Below are 14,667 nucleotides of genomic sequence, written 5' to 3'. Positions count from 1 at the left end.
GGGGCGCGGGGCGCGGGGCGCTATTCCGCCGCCGCGCGCCCCGTCAGGGTCATGAGGCTGTCCCGCATGTGGTCCATGTGCGCCTGTACGTCGTCCCAGGTCTCGCCGTGCTCGCGCAGCACCCGCTCGGTCTCCCGTGCGATGTGCTCCTCGCGGGCCCGGGCCTCCGCGAGGACCTCGGCGGCACGCACCTGTGCCTCCTCCTCGGAACGGCGCGCCGACGCCTCGGCCTCGACCAGGGCCTGCTCCGCCTCCAGCAGGGCGGCCTCGGCGCGGGCGATGCGTTCGGCGTTGTGCGCGTCGACCGCGGCGGCGCGCGCGGCCTCCTCGCGCTCCTCCTCGGCCCAGCGTTCGGCGTGCTCCTTGGCCTGCTCGGCGAGCATCCCGGTGGTGCGCTGCCGCATCTCGCGCAAGGCCGCGAGGGCCTCGCCGCGCTGCTCCTTCACCTCCAGCCGGGTGCCGATGCGGATGTCGTCCGCCTCGGCGTGCGCGGCGAGAAGGTACTGGCGGGCGCGTTCCTCGGTGTCCGCACGGAGCGCGTCGGCCTGCTCCTGCACCGCACAGCACTCGCTGTCGGCGAGCGCCGCGGCCTCCGCGACCCCCTCGGTCAGCGCCCGCCGGGCCCCCTCGCGCAGAGCCTTCGCCTCCTCCGCCACGAGCCGGAACACCCGGTGCGCGCGGTCCCCCAGCGCCTCGTAGGTCTGCGGGGGGAGCTGCTCGACCTCGGCGCGCAGTTGCCCGGCCTCCGCCTCCATCTCCTTGGCGAGCACGGTGAGCCGCGCGGCACGCTCCCATGCCGCGTCCCGGTCGTCGCACAGCGCCACCATGAACGTGTCGACCTGATCGGGGCGGTAGCCACGCCCCCGGACGGTCATGAACTCGTACGGCGACATCGATGCGCTGCTCACCTGGAACCCCTCTCCGCCGGACCCGCACGAAAATGATGATTTCGCGGACATCTTGATGGATCGGACGTAAGTGTTCATAACGCGACACTCCGCATGCCGTGCTCTAAACACCGCACGCCGCACGAGGGGACGGCCGGCGCGCCGGGGGGGCGCGAACGCTCAGCCGCGCGCCCTGCGGTAGCGGGTCAGCACGGTCGCGCCCGCTCGTTCCGCGGACAGGCACTCGAGTTCGGCGGGCGGACCGCCGGCCGGGAAGAGCGGCAGGCCGGCGCCGAGGACGGTCGGGAAGGTGACCAGCCGGTACTCGTCGACCAGACCGGCCGCCGCCAGCGTGTGCACGACCCGGATGCTGCCCATGACGACCACGTCCCGCCGCTCGGTCTTGACGGCGTCCAGGAGATCGCCGTCGAGGAGGCGGGAGTTCGCCCACGCGGACACGTCGGACAGGGTGCGGGAGGCGACCAGCTTCGGTGCGGCGTTCAGGCGCGCGGAGAAGGGGTCGTCGCGGCCCGGCCACAGGCGCGCGAAGGCCTCCCAGGTGGACCGCCCCAGCAGGACGACCCCCTCGTCCAGGGTGCGGCCCAGACGGAACCTGTCCCCGGTGATCTCCTCCCGGCCGAACCGGAAGAGCCAGCCGCCGTACGGCGTGCCCTCGGAGCCGTCCGGGTCGGACACGATCCCGTCCAGGGTGGTGAACTGGATGACGACAACGCTCATGACGGTTGTCCCTTCGCTCGATGGTCACCGGTACATACCGGCGGCACCGGGCGGACTCATCGCCGTCGGCGGAACTTCCCTCCCGGCCCTTTCAGCAGCCGTGCGGCGCGGGCGCCTCGGCCGGTGCGAGCGCCGTCAGCACGCGCGGGTCCGTGAACACCACGTTGCGCGCGACCCGGCCGCCGGTGACCGTGAGGACCTGCACGCTGTGCAGCAGGTGCCCGCCGCCGGGCTCCGGGGCGTACGCGACGACCGTGGGCTGCCCGCCCGCGGTCCCGGCGCGCACCCGCCAGCCGGTGCCGCGCATCCGGAACACCCGGTCCATGAACAGGCCGTAGTCGCCACGGCCCCGGTACCACAGCGGAACCGGCGGCATCTCCAGGATCGCGTCGTCGGTGAGCAGGCGTACCAGCGCGGGCACATCGGCCGCCTCGAAGGCCCGCAGGTACCTCCCCACCGTCTCCCGCACCCCGGGGTCGTCCGGCTCGGTCACCTCGTCGACGGTGCCCACACGCGCGAGCGCGGTGCGCGCCCGCTGGAGCGCGCTGTTCACGGCGGGCACCGAGGTCTCCAACTGGTCGGCGACCTCGGCGGCGCTGAACTCCAGCACCTCGCGCAGCACCAGCACGGCGCGCTGCCGCGCGGGCAGCACCTGCCATGCCGCCACCAGCGCGAGCCGCAGATCCGCGCGGGCCTCCGCGTCGTAGCGCGCGTCCGGGAACGGCTCCAGCCACGGCACGTCGAGCGAGGGCGTGAGCGGCGCCTCCGGATCGACGGCGGGTGCCCCGAGCCCGGACGGCAACGGCCGCCGCGCCCGCCCCTGAAGCGCCGTCAGGCACGCGTTCGTCGCGATCCGGTACAGCCAGGTCCGCACGGACGCCCGCGCGGGGTCGTAGCGCTCCCGCGCCTTCCAGGCCCGCAGCATGGTCTCCTGCACCAGATCCTCGGCCTCGTGGAACGAGCCCAGCATCCGATAGCAGTACGCCACCAACTCGCCCCGGTACGGCTCGAAGTCCATCCGCCCATCATGCCCGCGGGGTACGACAGTCGGGCACGCGCGCGTGGGGGCCGGTCCGGTCTCCCGACCCGACCGGCCCCCGTACGGCCGTCCTATCCCCGCGCCGCTACAGCAGCCCGTCCCACATCTGCTCCAGCAGGACCGACCACCAGCTCTCCGGCGAGCCGAGCGCCGCCGGGTCCAGGGAGGCCAGCTGGGCCTGGAAGTCGACGGTCCAGCGGCCCGCCTGCTCCTGGTTCAGGCCGAACCTGAGCCGCCACATCCGGCCCAGCAGGGCCAGACAGCGGGCGAACTCCGGCAGCCCCGTGTTCACGAACTGCGGCGGCACGGACGCCCCGCCCGGCCCCGCCTCCACGGGCACGGCCACGATGTTCGCGGTGCCGTACTGCACACAGACCGCCTTGCCGAAGTCGGTCCCCATGACGAGGTACGACGCCGCGTCCGGCGCCGGCCGCAACCCGCGCTCCTGCGCCAGCTCCGCCAGCGTCGGCACCGGCCTGCCCGGCTGCGCCTGCGCCCAGAAGAAGGGGCCCATGTCCAGCGGCAGCCCCGCCGCCACCAGCGTGTGCGCCACGACCGGCGGCACGCCCTGGCGCGACACCGCCGCCTGCTCGAAGCGGAACACGCCGGGACCGAACGCCGCGGCCAGTTCCTGCGCGATCGCCTCCGGCGGGATCGGCGGCGCCGCCTGCACCTGCGGCAACGGCGCCCGCACCGGCGCGGGCCGCGCGGGACCGGCGGCCACCTGGTGCAACTCGCCCTGATGCGCCAGCAACTGCCGCATCCCCTGCTGCCGGCTCGCGTGGTCCGTCCCGTACGGCGCGATGCTCGCCAGCCGCGCCTGCGGCCACTGCTCCCGGATCATCCGCGCGCAGTAGGCACCCGGCAGCTCGCACGACTCCAGCTCCGTGTGCAGCTCCAGCACCTGGTCCGGCGGCACGTTCATCGCCCGCAGCTCGTGGAAGATCTGCCACTCCGGGTGCGGGGTGCCCGGCGCCGAACGCCGGATCAGCTGCTGCTCCGAGCCGTCCTGCGCCCGGTAGCGCAGCACCGCCTGGTATCCCGGCCCGACCGTCGGCTGCCCCTGCTGCGGCGGGTAGCCGTACGCCGGCGGCTGCTGCCCCGGCACCGGCTGACCGGGCACGGGCTGACCGGGCACAGGCTGACCGGGAGGCGGCGGCATCGCACCGGCCGGCATCGGGGGCGGCATCTGCGCGGCGCCCGGCGGCATGCCGGGGGCGCCGGGAGGACCCACCGGAGGTGCGGACAGCACCGTCTCCGCGTGGTGGACCGCCGCTCGGCCCGCACCGGCGGCAACATCCTGCGCGCCACCCGGCGCGGGAGGCGTGCCGGGGGCGCCCGGAACGTTCGGTGCGCCAGGCGCGAACGGGGCGCCCGGCGCGCCCGGCATGCCCGGGGTGGCCAGCATCGTGGCCGCGCGATCGATGTCGCCCGGCGGCGTGCCACCGGGAGTACCCGGCGCGCCGGGAGAGCCGGGGGCACCGGGGGCGCCCACCGGACCGGGTCCCTTGGGACCCAGCCCCGACACCAGCTGCGTGGGCGCGTACCCGCCCGCCGACGCACCGGGCGCGGGCGGCTGAGGCGCGCCCCCGGGGTGGACGCCCGGCGCTCCCGGGACGCCCGGCGGCGGAGGCGGCGCACCGGCCCCGCCACGTGCCCGGCGCGGCGGGGGCGCGGCCTTGCTCGTCGCGGCGTCCGCTATGTCACTGGCGTTCGGCGCGAGATGCCGTTCCGGAGCGGCCGGGGCGGCCGGACCCGCCGGATTCGCCGGGGGCTGCGGCGCACCCGGAGCACCGGCCGGTGCCTGCGGATAGCCGTAGCCCGGAGCGGCCGGCGGCTGCGGGTAGCCGTAGGAGGCCGCGGGCGGGGCCGTGGGCGCCTGCGGACGGGCGGGCGCACCGGGAGCCGCCGGTGCCTGCGGGTAGCCGTACGACGGGGCGTCCTGCGGAGGCGACGGAGGCGGGCCACCCGGCACGCCCGGCACGCCCGGCACGCCCGGCGCACTCGCGTCGTCGAGCGCCGGGGACACCGCCGTGCGGGGCAGCTGGCTTCCGCCCGACATCAGTGCCGTCTCGGCGTCCCCGAGGGCACCGTCGTCGGCATCGCTCAGCGGCGGTGCGAACACCGTCGCGGGCAGCGGGACGGAACGGTCCTCACCGGCATCGGCGTTGGTGTCGGTGCCGGCCCAAGGAGTCGCACCGGCGGGCACGTTGTGCGCACCCGGCGCACCCTGCGCCCCGCCGACTCCGCCGACCCCGACACCCGCTCCGGCCGCCGGCCAGGAAGCGCCACCGCCACCCGCCGGCACCCCCGCCTGCGTCTCGGCAAGCCCACCGGAACCGGAGCCCGAACCGGAACCGGAACCGGAACCCGCAGCGGCACCGGCACCGGCACCGGCCGGCGCCCCGTGGCTCCCCGTGCGCCGATCCGGAATACCCAGCTTGTCCGCCGCCTCCTGGAGCCACTCCGGTGGGCTCAGCAGGAACGACGTCTGGTTCAGGTCCACCCGGGCCGCGGGCGCCGGCACCGCGTCGGCGATCTCCGCCTCACGGCCGTACTCCTCCTCGTACCGGCGGATCACCTCGCCCACCGGCAGCGCCGGCCACAGCGTGGCCTCGCCGCTGTCCCGGGCGATCACCAGCCGCTGCCCGCCCGCGTCCGACCGCGGGCCCTCCGCGCGGTCCTCGCCCCACACCACGAACCCGAGGCCGAACTCCCGCACCCGCACCTCACGGTGCTGGTACGCGGGCACGTCGCCGTTGATCCACTCCTCGGCGCGCTCCTGCGCCTGCGCGAACGTCACCATGCCGGACCTCACTCCCCCGAACCCGAGCCGACCGAAGCGGCACGCGCGAAACCACCGTCGACCATCAGGTTCGCCACCGTCTGCAACTCCGGCGGGGACCCCGCCAGCCGCGACAGGAACACGTCGAAGTCGTCGCCGCACGGCAGCAGCAGACGCTCCACGCGCTCGGCCGGCGACCACGCCGGATCCACGTCACGCGCGTCGTCGTACGCGCAGAACCACACCGACCCCAGCCGGTCGCCCTTCACCTTCACCGCCACCAGACCGCCCTGCACGAAGGTGACACCCAGGTAGTCCTTGGTCAGGTGGTCGCGCAGGCACTTGTTGACGTACACGAGGTCGTTCACCGCCGCCTCGTCGCGGACCGTGAAGAACGGCTGGTCCAGCAGCAGTCCGAGGCCGGCGTCCAGCGCCGTGCCGACCGGCGCGCAGCCGCCCGCGGCCTTCAGGAACGAGCGGTACGCGCCCGGCAGCCGGTACCCGAGGTCCTCCTCGACCCCCTGCACCTGCGACTCCGACACCGCCACACCCGACTTCGGCAGCCCGAAGTGCGCCGGACGCGTCTCCTGCAACGGCCGCGTCCCGCGCTTGCCGTGGTCCACCCGCGCCGTCGCCACCCCGCCGTGGTGCCGCAGCAGCGCCTTCACCTCGACCGGGACCAGCTCCAGCCGCCGCGACCCCACCACGTGATGCCACGTCCAGCCGTGCGGCGTCGCCACCGCGGGCACCGTGTCCCACAGTTCATGGCCCGAAGCCGACTGCACCGCGTTCGCGGACACGAAGTCCGTCAGCCGCAACTCGTCGACGCCGAAACCCTCCGGCGGATCGGCGATCTCCACCGCCGCGCGCGCGTACGGCGAGAAATCGGGGTAGCCGCGCTCGTCGATCCGTACCCCTCTCGGGTGACGTGCCGCCCGGACCGGATCCGGGAAATGCACGACCTGCCCGGCATAGGCCGCGTTCGGCGGCGCGGCTTGCTGCCCGAGCCGACCTGTCGTCATGACGGTTGCCCCCTGCGGCACTCTGTACGGACCGATACCACACCCCTGCGGCGTGCCACGGCCCGTATCCGGCTGTCTCTCCCACGTCGCAGACGCGTCGACCACGCCCCTCGCGGTGCCGACAGCCTATGCGGTACACGAACCCCGGTCACCGGCCCTCCGGTTCCGTGACCAGCCGTCACCCCGCCGTGACAGCCTGCCCGAACCCGGGCGTGTCGCACCGCCCCAGCTACCGCACCGGCCACGGGATTTGGCAGTCTGTGACTTTCGGGGGGATGCCCGGGAGGGGAAGACGATCATGAACGCCACACAGACGGGACCGCACAGCGCCATGTCCGGCGCCATGCACGGCGCCACCCACGGCGACCCCCGCATCGGCTGGAGCAGCGCCGAAACACCTCCCGTGCCCGCACTCCAGCACCGCCGCGACGGCATCCTGCCCACCGTCGCCGCCGCCCTCTCCGTCCGCGGCGCCACCCTCACCGGCACCGCCGCCCGCGGCGACCAGCCGCCCCCGCTGCACCCGCTGGTCCAGGAGTTCCTCGACACCCTCCCCAGCGGACAACGCGACCGCTTCACCGGCCGCTGCGCCGAAGCCATCCTCATCTCACGGCACATCAGCGCCGCCGACGACGCCCGCAGCAAACGCGCCGCCCGCAAACCGATGACCAACGGCGAAGCCCGCAAATCCCTCAGGCAGGCCAAGCTCACCGCCCGCCGCATACGCGAGGACGGCGACCCCCTGCACGGCAGCTTCGCCGCCCCCTGCCGGGCCTGCGCCGCCCTCACCGCCCACTTCGGCGTCCGCGTCGTCGACCCCACCACCGGCGACGCCTGACGCACGCACCCCACCCGCCCCCGCACCGAGACAGAACACCGCACCCGCACCCGCACACGAACCAGGACGATCGAAGGGCAATGCACGCCGACCGCACCTCAACCACGCGCTTCTCCGTGCCCGTCGACGCGGCCCTGCGCGCCGCCGGCTGGCAGCCCGGGCGCTGGGACATAAGGCAGGCCGAGGTCTGGGCCGACGCCCTGCGCGACCACGCCTCACCCGCCGGACACCGGCACACCGTCTTCCCCGCGGCCGTGGAGGCCTGGGCCGAGTTCGGCGGGCTGCACATCAACCCCACCGGCACCGGCCGCCAGATCGCCCCCGCCACCCTGCACCTCGACCCCCTGCACGGCCTGCACCTCGCCCGCACCCTCGGCGACCTCGGCGGCGCCCTCGACACCGAGGTCTGCCCCCTCGGCGCGGAGCCCGACACCCACTCCCTGCTCGCCATCGACGCCGAGGGCCGCGTCTACACCCTCGACCACACCGGCGACTGGTATGTCGGCCCCGACATCGACCACGCCCTGGCCGCCCTCATCGCAGGCGTCGAACCCCAGCGCCTCACCACCCACGCATAACCACCACGTGGCACCACCAGGCGGCGCCGCCACGTGGCACCACCACGCGACAGCTGCCGGACAACCGCCCGGCAGGCCGCCCACCAGCCGCTCAGGCCGACGGAATCACCGCCGACACCCGGAAACCCCCGGCGTCGGTCGGCCCCGACACGAAGACCCCGCCCAGCCCGAGCACCCGCTCGCGCATTCCCACCAGACCGTTCCCACCCGAAGGCAGCCCCACGGCGGCCGCCGACGCCGGCTCCGGCGGGGGCTCGTTCTCCACCTGCATCGCGATCTCCGCCACCCGGTGTGCCAGGCGCACATGCGTCTTCGCACCCGCCGCATGCTTGTGGACGTTCGTCAACGCCTCCTGCACCACCCGGAACGCCGTCTGCTCGATCTCCACCGCATACGACCGCACAGTGCCCTCGACCGACAGGTCGACCACCATCCCGGCCGCCGCGGACTGCCCGACCAGCACCTCCAGCTCGGACAGCCAGGGCCCCTCCTCCTCGGCCACCCGCGAAGCCGCCGCCGCGGCCGCCACCCCCACGGCGGCCAACGGCACCGAAACCGAAGCGGGCACCGGCACCGGCGCCACGACCGTACGGCGCTGCCCGGCCTCGCCCGAACGCAGCACCCCCAGCATCTCCCGCAGCTCCGTCAGCGCCTGCCGCCCCATGTCCCCCACCAGCGCCGCGTTCTTCACCGCCTTCTCCGGATCCTTCCGGGCCACCGCCTGCAACGCCGCCGCATGCACCACCATCAACGACACCCGGTGCGCGACCACGTCATGCATCTCCCGCGCGATCCGGGTCCGCTCCTCGCCGCGCGCCCACTCCGCGCGCTCCTCCGCGCGCTCGGCGAGCAGCTGAAGCTCCCGTTCCAGGCTGTCCGCCCGCTCCCGCAGGCTCTCCATCAACCGGCGCCGGGCACCCACGTACAGCCCGAGCAGCACCGGAGGAGCGGTCAGCCCCAGCGAGGTCGTCACCGCCGCGAAGGGCACGAACCAGTCCCCCAGCGTCAGATCCCCCCGGGCCATGTCCTGCTTCACCCGCACGAACGTCACGATCATCGTCCCGACCAGCGACATCCCCGCCAGCGCCACGATGATCCGGCGCGGCAGCTCGGCCGCGGCGAGGGTGTACAGGCCGACGATGCCCATCAGGAAGCCCATCTGGGCCGGGGTGATCGCGATCGCGACCAGCACCACGGCGATCGGCCATTTCCGGCGCAGCACCAGCACGGAACCGGCCAGCAGACCGAACACGATCCCCACCGACACCGGGATCCCCGCGTCCCGCGCGAACGGAATCCCCTCCGCGGCGCACTCCAGCGCCGACACCAGTGCGAGCCCCACGTCCAGCACCGCACTACGCCACCGCGACCACCACCACGGCCCGGTCAAGGCCGTCGCGTGGTCTGCCCCCGTCGTGGTCATGCCTCCAGCCTACGGGCGCGAGGGTGGGCTTTTCCGGTGAGTTTCGTCTACTCGCCTACACCACACTCCGTAACCGAACAACCCCGAAACCCCCAGATACCGCAGATATCCCTCGAACCATCGAACAGAACACTCCACCCCGGCGACGAGGCCGGAAACCGCGGCATCCGCCGGGGAGTTGGCGGACCCGAAAACCGTGCCGGCGCAACCCGGGACGGTGATCCGCGTCCGGCGGGGCACCGACTTGTACCGTCGCACGGAAGGCGCCTGGTACGGCATAGTAGGAGGCGCCACTCGACGACCTGACTAAATGTCCGGTTCGGTCGACAATATTCCCCCGTGGTGTAATTGGCAGCACTGTGGCTTTTGGTGCCATCTGTCCGGGTTCGAGTCCTGGCGGGGGAGCCCTACCCGGTCCGGGCCCTGACAGCTCCGTCAGGGCCCGCTCCCATGTCTCCCCCGAAACGCCCCGGTATCCTGCGGATGTCACCCCCACCCGTCCAAAAAGCCGAAGGGCAACTCCGTGAGCGCCATTCGCCCGGCAGCCGTCGTCGTTCTCGCAGCGGGTGAGGGCACCCGTATGAAGTCGGCCACACCCAAGGTCCTGCACGAGATCTGTGGCCGTTCTCTGGTGGGTCATGTGCTCGCCGCGTCCCGCGAGTTGGACCCCGAGAACCTGGTCGTCGTCGTCGGGCACGCGCGCGAGCAGGTCGCCGCGCATCTCGGCGAGGTCGACGCCGCCGTCCGCACCGCCGTGCAGGAGCGGCAGAACGGCACCGGGCACGCCGTGCGGATGGCGCTGGAGGAGCTGGGCGGGGCGGTCGACGGAACCGTCGTCGTGGTCTGCGGCGACACCCCGCTGCTGACCGGGGCGACGCTGAAGCTGCTCGCCGAGACGCATCACGCCGACGGCAACGCCGTGACCGTGCTGACCGCCGAGGTCCCGGACGCGACCGGTTACGGCCGGATCGTGCGCGACGCCGCCTCGGGGGCCGTGACGGCCATCGTGGAGCACAAGGACGCCTCCGCCGCCCAGCGGGCGATCCGGGAGATCAACTCCGGGGTGTTCGCCTTCGACGGGCAGCTGCTCGCGGACGCGCTCGGGAAGGTGCGGACGGACAACAGCCAGGGCGAGGAGTACCTGACCGACGTGCTCGGGATCCTGCGGGAGGCCGGGCACCGGGTGGGCGCCTCGGTGGCCGGCGACCACCGGGAGATCGCCGGGATCAACAACCGGGTGCAGCTGGCGGAGGCGCGCCGCATCCTCAACGACCGGCTGCTGGAGCGGGCGATGCTGGACGGGGTGACCGTCGTGGACCCGGCGACGACATGGATCGACGTGACGGTCACCTTCGAGCAGGACGCCGTCGTGCACCCGGGGACGCAGCTGCTCGGTTCGACGCGGCTGGCACAGGGCGCCGAGGTCGGGCCGAACAGCCGGCTGAAGGACACCCGGGTGGGCGCCGGGGCGCGGGTGAACAACACGGTGTCCGATTCCGCCCATATCGGCGCGGACGCGTCTGTGGGACCGTACGCCTATCTGCGGCCGGGGACCCGGCTGGGGGCGAAGGGCAAGATCGGTACGTACGTGGAGACGAAGAACGCGTCGATCGGGGAGGGGACGAAGATTCCGCATCTCTCGTATGTCGGTGACGCGACGATCGGCGAGTACTCGAACATCGGTGCCGCAAGCGTGTTCGTGAACTACGACGGGGAGAACAAGCACCACACCACCGTCGGGTCGCACTGCAAGACGGGTTCGGACAACATGTTTGTGGCGCCTGTCACGATCGGGGACGGCGCGTACACCGCCGCCGGGTCCGTGATCACGAAGGACGTACCGCCCGGTTCGCTGGCCGTGGCCCGTGGCCAGCAGCGGAATATCGAGGGCTGGGTGGCCCGGAAGCGTCCGGGGAGCCCGGCGGCGAAGGCCGCCGAGGCGGCTTCCCGGCAGGGTGCGAGCGAGGACTGACCGGAAACAGGTGCGCCGAAGACGTCGTACCGTGATAAGTGCACACCCGCACCTAACCAGCTGATTCGGCCCTCCGCGTCCGGCGCGGCGGGCGCTGGACATCAGTTGTACGGCTGAGACACCTCTGAGGAGACAGTGCTGTGACCGGGTTCAAGACGACCGGCGAGAAGAAGATGATGTTCTTCTCCGGCCGCGCCCACCCCGAGCTTGCCGAGGAGGTCGCCCACCAGCTGGGTGTCGGGGTAGTCCCGACGAAGGCCTTCGACTTCGCGAACGGCGAGATCTACGTCCGCTACCAGGAGTCGGCGCGTGGGGCCGACTGCTTCGTGATCCAGAGCCACACGGCTCCGATCAACCAGTGGATCATGGAGCAGTTGATCATGATCGACGCCCTGAAGCGTGCGTCGGCGCGGTCCGTCACCGTGATTGTGCCGTTCTACGGTTACGCGCGGCAGGACAAGAAGCACCGGGGCCGTGAACCGATCTCGGCGCGGCTGATCGCGGACCTGATGAAGACGGCGGGTGCGGACCGGATCCTGACCGTGGACCTGCACACGGACCAGATCCAGGGCTTCTTCGACGGTCCGGTGGACCACCTGTTCGCGCTGCCGCTGCTCGCGGACTACGTGGGCCGGAAGGTGGACCGGGACAAGCTGACGATCGTCTCCCCGGACGCCGGCCGGGTGCGGGTGGCCGACCGCTGGTGCGACCGGCTCGGGGCGCCGCTGGCGATCGTGCACAAGCGGCGCGACAAGGACGTGGCGAACCAGGTGACCGTCCACGAGGTCGTGGGTGAGGTCAAGGGCCGGGTGTGCGTCCTGGTCGACGACATGATCGACACGGGTGGCACCATCTGTGCGGCGGCGGACGCGCTGTTCGCGCACGGCGCCGAGGACGTCATCGTCACCGCCACGCACGGTGTGCTGTCGGGTCCGGCGGCGGACCGGCTGAAGAACTCCCGGGTGAGCGAGTTCGTGCTGACGAACACGCTGCCGACGCCGGGTGAGCTGAGCCGGGATCTGGACAAGATCACGGTGCTGTCGATCGCGCCGACGATCGCGAGTGCGGTGCGCGAGGTGTTCGAGGACGGTTCGGTGACGAGCCTGTTCGACGAGCAGTGAGGTTTCTGCGCCGGTCGCGTTAGCCCTCACTGAAGATCCTTTTGGGTACGGCCTCCCCCTCCGAGTAGACTGCTGAAGTTGCTCGGCGAGGGAGGCCGTGCCTGTTCTGTGCAGGTGCCGGCGCTCCGTTATCGACGCGCTCTTCGTAGCAGGCCGTTCGTGGCCGGGTGACCACGTCCGTTTCTACCTCTACGAGGAGTGATGACCATGTCCGAGGTAAAGATCGCCGCCGAGACGCGCAGCGAGTTCGGCAAGGGTGCCGCGCGCCGTATCCGCCGTGACTCCAAGGTCCCCGGTGTCCTGTACGGCCACGGTTCGGACCCGATCCACCTGACCCTGCCGGGCCACGACCTGCTGCTGGCGCTGCGTACGCCGAACGTCCTGATCTCCCTGGACATCGACGGCAAGTCCAACGAGCTGGCGATCCCGAAGTCCGTCGTGCGCGACCCGATCAAGGGCTTCCTGGAGCACGTCGACCTGCTGCTGGTCAAGCGTGGCGAGAAGGTCACGGTCGAGATCCCGGTGCACACCGAGGGCGAGCTGGCCGCGGGCGGCTACCTGCTGGAGCACGTGCTCAACGCGCTGCCGGTCGAGGCCGAGGCCACCCACATCCCCGAGGCCGTCACCGTCTCCATCGAGGGCCTGGAGGCCGGTGCCTCCGTCCTCGCCAAGGACATCACCCTGCCGTCCGGTTCGACCCTGGCCGTCGAGGGGGACACGGTCGTCCTCCAGGTCCTGGCCGCGCAGGCGGAGGAGGCCCCTGAGGGCGAGTCCGCGGCCGAAGAGGCCGCCGAGGCCTGAGCCGTCGGTTCAGGTGCCGTCTGCTGATTAGGCGCCCGGCGCTGGTGGCTGTGCCCACCCGTTCCGCCCTGCGGAACGCCTACCCACAGCGGTAGCCATGCGGTAAGCGGTAAGCGGTAAGCGGTAAGCGGTAAGCGGTAAGCGGTAAGCGGTAAGCGGTAAAGCAACGGTCAGCCGTCGTTCCCCTGGGAGCGGCGGCTGGCGCGTATCAAGGAGATATGGACGTGACCACCCCCGCAGGCGCCTCCGCCGCCAACGCCCCCTGGCTGATCGTCGGGCTCGGTAATCCCGGGCCCGAGTACGCGATGAACCGGCACAACGTCGGGTTCATGGTCGCGGAGTTGCTCGCCGGGCGGATCGGGGGCAAGTTCAAGCGGGCCGGGAAGGCGCAGGCGCAGGTCGTGGAGGGGCGGCTCGGGGCGCCGGGGCCGGGCAGCCGGCGGGTGATCCTGGCCAAGCCGATGTCGTTCATGAATCTTTCCGGCGGCCCCGTCAACGCGCTGCGCGACTTCTACAAGGTGCCGCTCGCCAACATCGTCGCGATCCACGACGAACTCGACATCGACTACGGCGTCCTCCGCCTCAAGCTCGGCGGTGGCGACAACGGGCACAACGGGCTGAAGTCGATGACCAAGGCGATGGGGCCGGACTACCACCGGGTGCGGTTCGGGATCGGGCGTCCTCCGGGTCGGATGCAGGTCGCCGACTTCGTGCTGAAGGACTTCTCCTCGACCGAGCGCAAGGAACTGGACTACTTCGTGGACCGGGCCGCCGACGCGGTGGAGGCGCTGGTCACCGAGGGGCTGGAGCGGGCGCAAAGCTCGTACAACTCCTGACTTGTCCCCCACGGCAGTTGACCCGCCGTAGGGACATGGCCAATGATCCCGGCCATGCCTGCTGCCTCCGCCGCCTCCTCCCGTACGGCCCCGGTCAACGCGCTGCGCGTCGCCTCGATGGGCGCGGTCGCCGTGCTGATCCTGGTCGCCGGGGTGTGGGGGTCCTGGGGCACCGCGCAGGACGTGATGCTGACGAAGGGCAAGGAGCGGGGCACCGTCACGGTGTCGGCGTGCGGTGACGACACCTGCACGGGGCCGTTCGCGCCCGTCTCGGCCGGCGCGGCGAAGCGCACGAGCGTCGTCCTCGACAAGTCGGTCGGGGTGCGCAAGGGCAAGACGTACGACGTGATCGTGAAGCCCGGCACCGACGACGTGTTCCGGTCCGGTCCCGCCGGGGTCCTGTACGCCTGGGTGCCGCTCGGCGGTGCGCTGCTGCTGGCGTCGGTGGTGGTGGCCGGGGGGCTGCGGCTGACGCGGGTGGCGTGGCTGCTGGCGGGTTCCGGGATCGCACTGCTCACGGCGGCGTTCGCCGCGTTGCAGTGAGACGGGCGAGTGAGACGGCCGGTGCCCCCGGGGTGTACACCCCGGGGGCACCGTCGCGTTCGGAGTAGCCGTCAGCCGGTGTTG

The 14,667-nt window shown here is 72.5% G+C and carries 13 protein-coding genes and 1 tRNA gene; 8 read left to right on the top strand and 6 right to left on the bottom strand.

Annotation, left to right across the window (positions count from 1 at the left end; all coding sequences use genetic code 11):
* Positions 1–20: 20 nt before the first annotated feature.
* From ACWGKQ_RS38665 to ACWGKQ_RS38645, 5 genes are all read right to left on the bottom strand, one after another.
* Positions 21–875: a cellulose-binding protein gene (locus tag ACWGKQ_RS38665; RefSeq protein ID WP_453296758.1), complete on the bottom strand. Its 855-nt coding sequence runs from the start codon at positions 873–875 to the stop codon at positions 21–23.
* Between the two features lie 192 nt (positions 876–1,067).
* Complete coding sequence (locus tag ACWGKQ_RS38660; RefSeq protein WP_453296727.1) at positions 1,068–1,625, bottom strand: dihydrofolate reductase family protein; 558 nt, start codon at positions 1,623–1,625, stop codon at positions 1,068–1,070.
* 91 nt (positions 1,626–1,716) lie between these two features.
* Positions 1,717–2,643: a sigma-70 family RNA polymerase sigma factor gene (locus tag ACWGKQ_RS38655; RefSeq protein WP_453296726.1), complete on the bottom strand. Its 927-nt coding sequence runs from the start codon at positions 2,641–2,643 to the stop codon at positions 1,717–1,719.
* A gap of 106 nt (positions 2,644–2,749) precedes the next feature.
* Entirely contained in the window at positions 2,750–5,470 is a 2,721-nt protein-coding gene (locus ACWGKQ_RS38650; protein ID WP_453296725.1) for an SUKH-4 family immunity protein, read from the bottom strand.
* 8 nt (positions 5,471–5,478) lie between these two features.
* Positions 5,479–6,471, bottom strand: a complete 993-nt coding sequence (locus ACWGKQ_RS38645) for an HNH endonuclease (RefSeq protein WP_453296724.1) — start codon at positions 6,469–6,471, stop codon at positions 5,479–5,481.
* A gap of 298 nt (positions 6,472–6,769) precedes the next feature.
* Here ACWGKQ_RS38645 and ACWGKQ_RS38640 point away from each other — a divergent pair, with 298 nt between their 5' ends.
* Positions 6,770–7,309, top strand: coding sequence for a YwqJ-related putative deaminase (locus tag ACWGKQ_RS38640; RefSeq protein ID WP_453296723.1), 540 nt, complete (start codon positions 6,770–6,772; stop codon positions 7,307–7,309).
* An 80-nt stretch (positions 7,310–7,389) separates the two neighbouring features.
* Positions 7,390–7,887: an SUKH-3 domain-containing protein gene (locus ACWGKQ_RS38635; RefSeq protein ID WP_453296722.1), complete on the top strand. Its 498-nt coding sequence runs from the start codon at positions 7,390–7,392 to the stop codon at positions 7,885–7,887.
* Positions 7,888–7,978: 91 nt separating this feature from the next.
* Here ACWGKQ_RS38635 and ACWGKQ_RS38630 read toward each other — a convergent pair whose 3' ends face one another.
* Positions 7,979–9,310 (bottom strand): sensor histidine kinase, encoded by a 1,332-nt coding sequence (locus ACWGKQ_RS38630; RefSeq protein WP_453296721.1) that lies wholly within the window; start codon positions 9,308–9,310, stop codon positions 7,979–7,981.
* A 333-nt stretch (positions 9,311–9,643) separates the two neighbouring features.
* Between ACWGKQ_RS38630 and ACWGKQ_RS38625 the strand changes: the two genes are divergently transcribed.
* The 6 genes from ACWGKQ_RS38625 (at position 9,644) to ACWGKQ_RS38600 (ending at position 14,583) form a co-directional block, all read left to right on the top strand.
* Positions 9,644–9,715 (top strand) — tRNA-Gln (locus ACWGKQ_RS38625).
* A 118-nt stretch (positions 9,716–9,833) separates the two neighbouring features.
* Complete coding sequence (gene glmU, locus ACWGKQ_RS38620; protein ID WP_453296720.1) at positions 9,834–11,282, top strand: bifunctional UDP-N-acetylglucosamine diphosphorylase/glucosamine-1-phosphate N-acetyltransferase GlmU; 1,449 nt, start codon at positions 9,834–9,836, stop codon at positions 11,280–11,282.
* 140 nt (positions 11,283–11,422) lie between these two features.
* On the top strand, positions 11,423–12,403 hold the full coding sequence (locus tag ACWGKQ_RS38615) for a ribose-phosphate diphosphokinase (RefSeq protein WP_453296719.1): 981 nt from the start codon (positions 11,423–11,425) through the stop codon (positions 12,401–12,403).
* 207 nt (positions 12,404–12,610) lie between these two features.
* On the top strand, positions 12,611–13,204 hold the full coding sequence (locus ACWGKQ_RS38610; RefSeq protein WP_453296718.1) for a 50S ribosomal protein L25/general stress protein Ctc: 594 nt from the start codon (positions 12,611–12,613) through the stop codon (positions 13,202–13,204).
* A 218-nt stretch (positions 13,205–13,422) separates the two neighbouring features.
* Complete coding sequence (gene pth, locus ACWGKQ_RS38605; protein WP_453296717.1) at positions 13,423–14,040, top strand: aminoacyl-tRNA hydrolase; 618 nt, start codon at positions 13,423–13,425, stop codon at positions 14,038–14,040.
* A 42-nt stretch (positions 14,041–14,082) separates the two neighbouring features.
* Positions 14,083–14,583: a hypothetical protein gene (locus tag ACWGKQ_RS38600; RefSeq protein ID WP_453296716.1), complete on the top strand. Its 501-nt coding sequence runs from the start codon at positions 14,083–14,085 to the stop codon at positions 14,581–14,583.
* Positions 14,584–14,667 lie beyond the last annotated feature (84 nt).

This window comes from Streptomyces sp. NPDC054770 (assembly GCF_053611985.1).
The sequence above is the reverse complement of the archived record's forward strand: the minus strand, read 5'-3'. Positions and strand labels throughout refer to the sequence as shown.

Excerpts from the sequence above, each read along its gene's own strand:
- ACWGKQ_RS38600 (WP_453296716.1), top strand. The coding sequence starts at position 14,083 with ATGATCCCGGCCATGCCTGCTGCCTCCGCCGCCTCCTCCCGTACGGCC.
- ACWGKQ_RS38660 (WP_453296727.1), bottom strand. The coding sequence starts at position 1,625 with ATGAGCGTTGTCGTCATCCAGTTCACCACCCTGGACGGGATCGTGTCC.
- ACWGKQ_RS38650 (WP_453296725.1), bottom strand. The coding sequence starts at position 5,470 with ATGGTGACGTTCGCGCAGGCGCAGGAGCGCGCCGAGGAGTGGATCAAC.
- ACWGKQ_RS38655 (WP_453296726.1), bottom strand. The coding sequence starts at position 2,643 with ATGGACTTCGAGCCGTACCGGGGCGAGTTGGTGGCGTACTGCTATCGG.
- ACWGKQ_RS38665 (WP_453296758.1), bottom strand. The coding sequence starts at position 875 with ATGACCGTCCGGGGGCGTGGCTACCGCCCCGATCAGGTCGACACGTTC.
- ACWGKQ_RS38635 (WP_453296722.1), top strand. The coding sequence starts at position 7,390 with ATGCACGCCGACCGCACCTCAACCACGCGCTTCTCCGTGCCCGTCGAC.
- pth (WP_453296717.1), top strand. The coding sequence starts at position 13,423 with ATGGACGTGACCACCCCCGCAGGCGCCTCCGCCGCCAACGCCCCCTGG.
- ACWGKQ_RS38640 (WP_453296723.1), top strand. The coding sequence starts at position 6,770 with ATGAACGCCACACAGACGGGACCGCACAGCGCCATGTCCGGCGCCATG.
- ACWGKQ_RS38645 (WP_453296724.1), bottom strand. The coding sequence starts at position 6,471 with ATGACGACAGGTCGGCTCGGGCAGCAAGCCGCGCCGCCGAACGCGGCC.
- ACWGKQ_RS38610 (WP_453296718.1), top strand. The coding sequence starts at position 12,611 with ATGTCCGAGGTAAAGATCGCCGCCGAGACGCGCAGCGAGTTCGGCAAG.
- ACWGKQ_RS38630 (WP_453296721.1), bottom strand. The coding sequence starts at position 9,310 with ATGACCACGACGGGGGCAGACCACGCGACGGCCTTGACCGGGCCGTGG.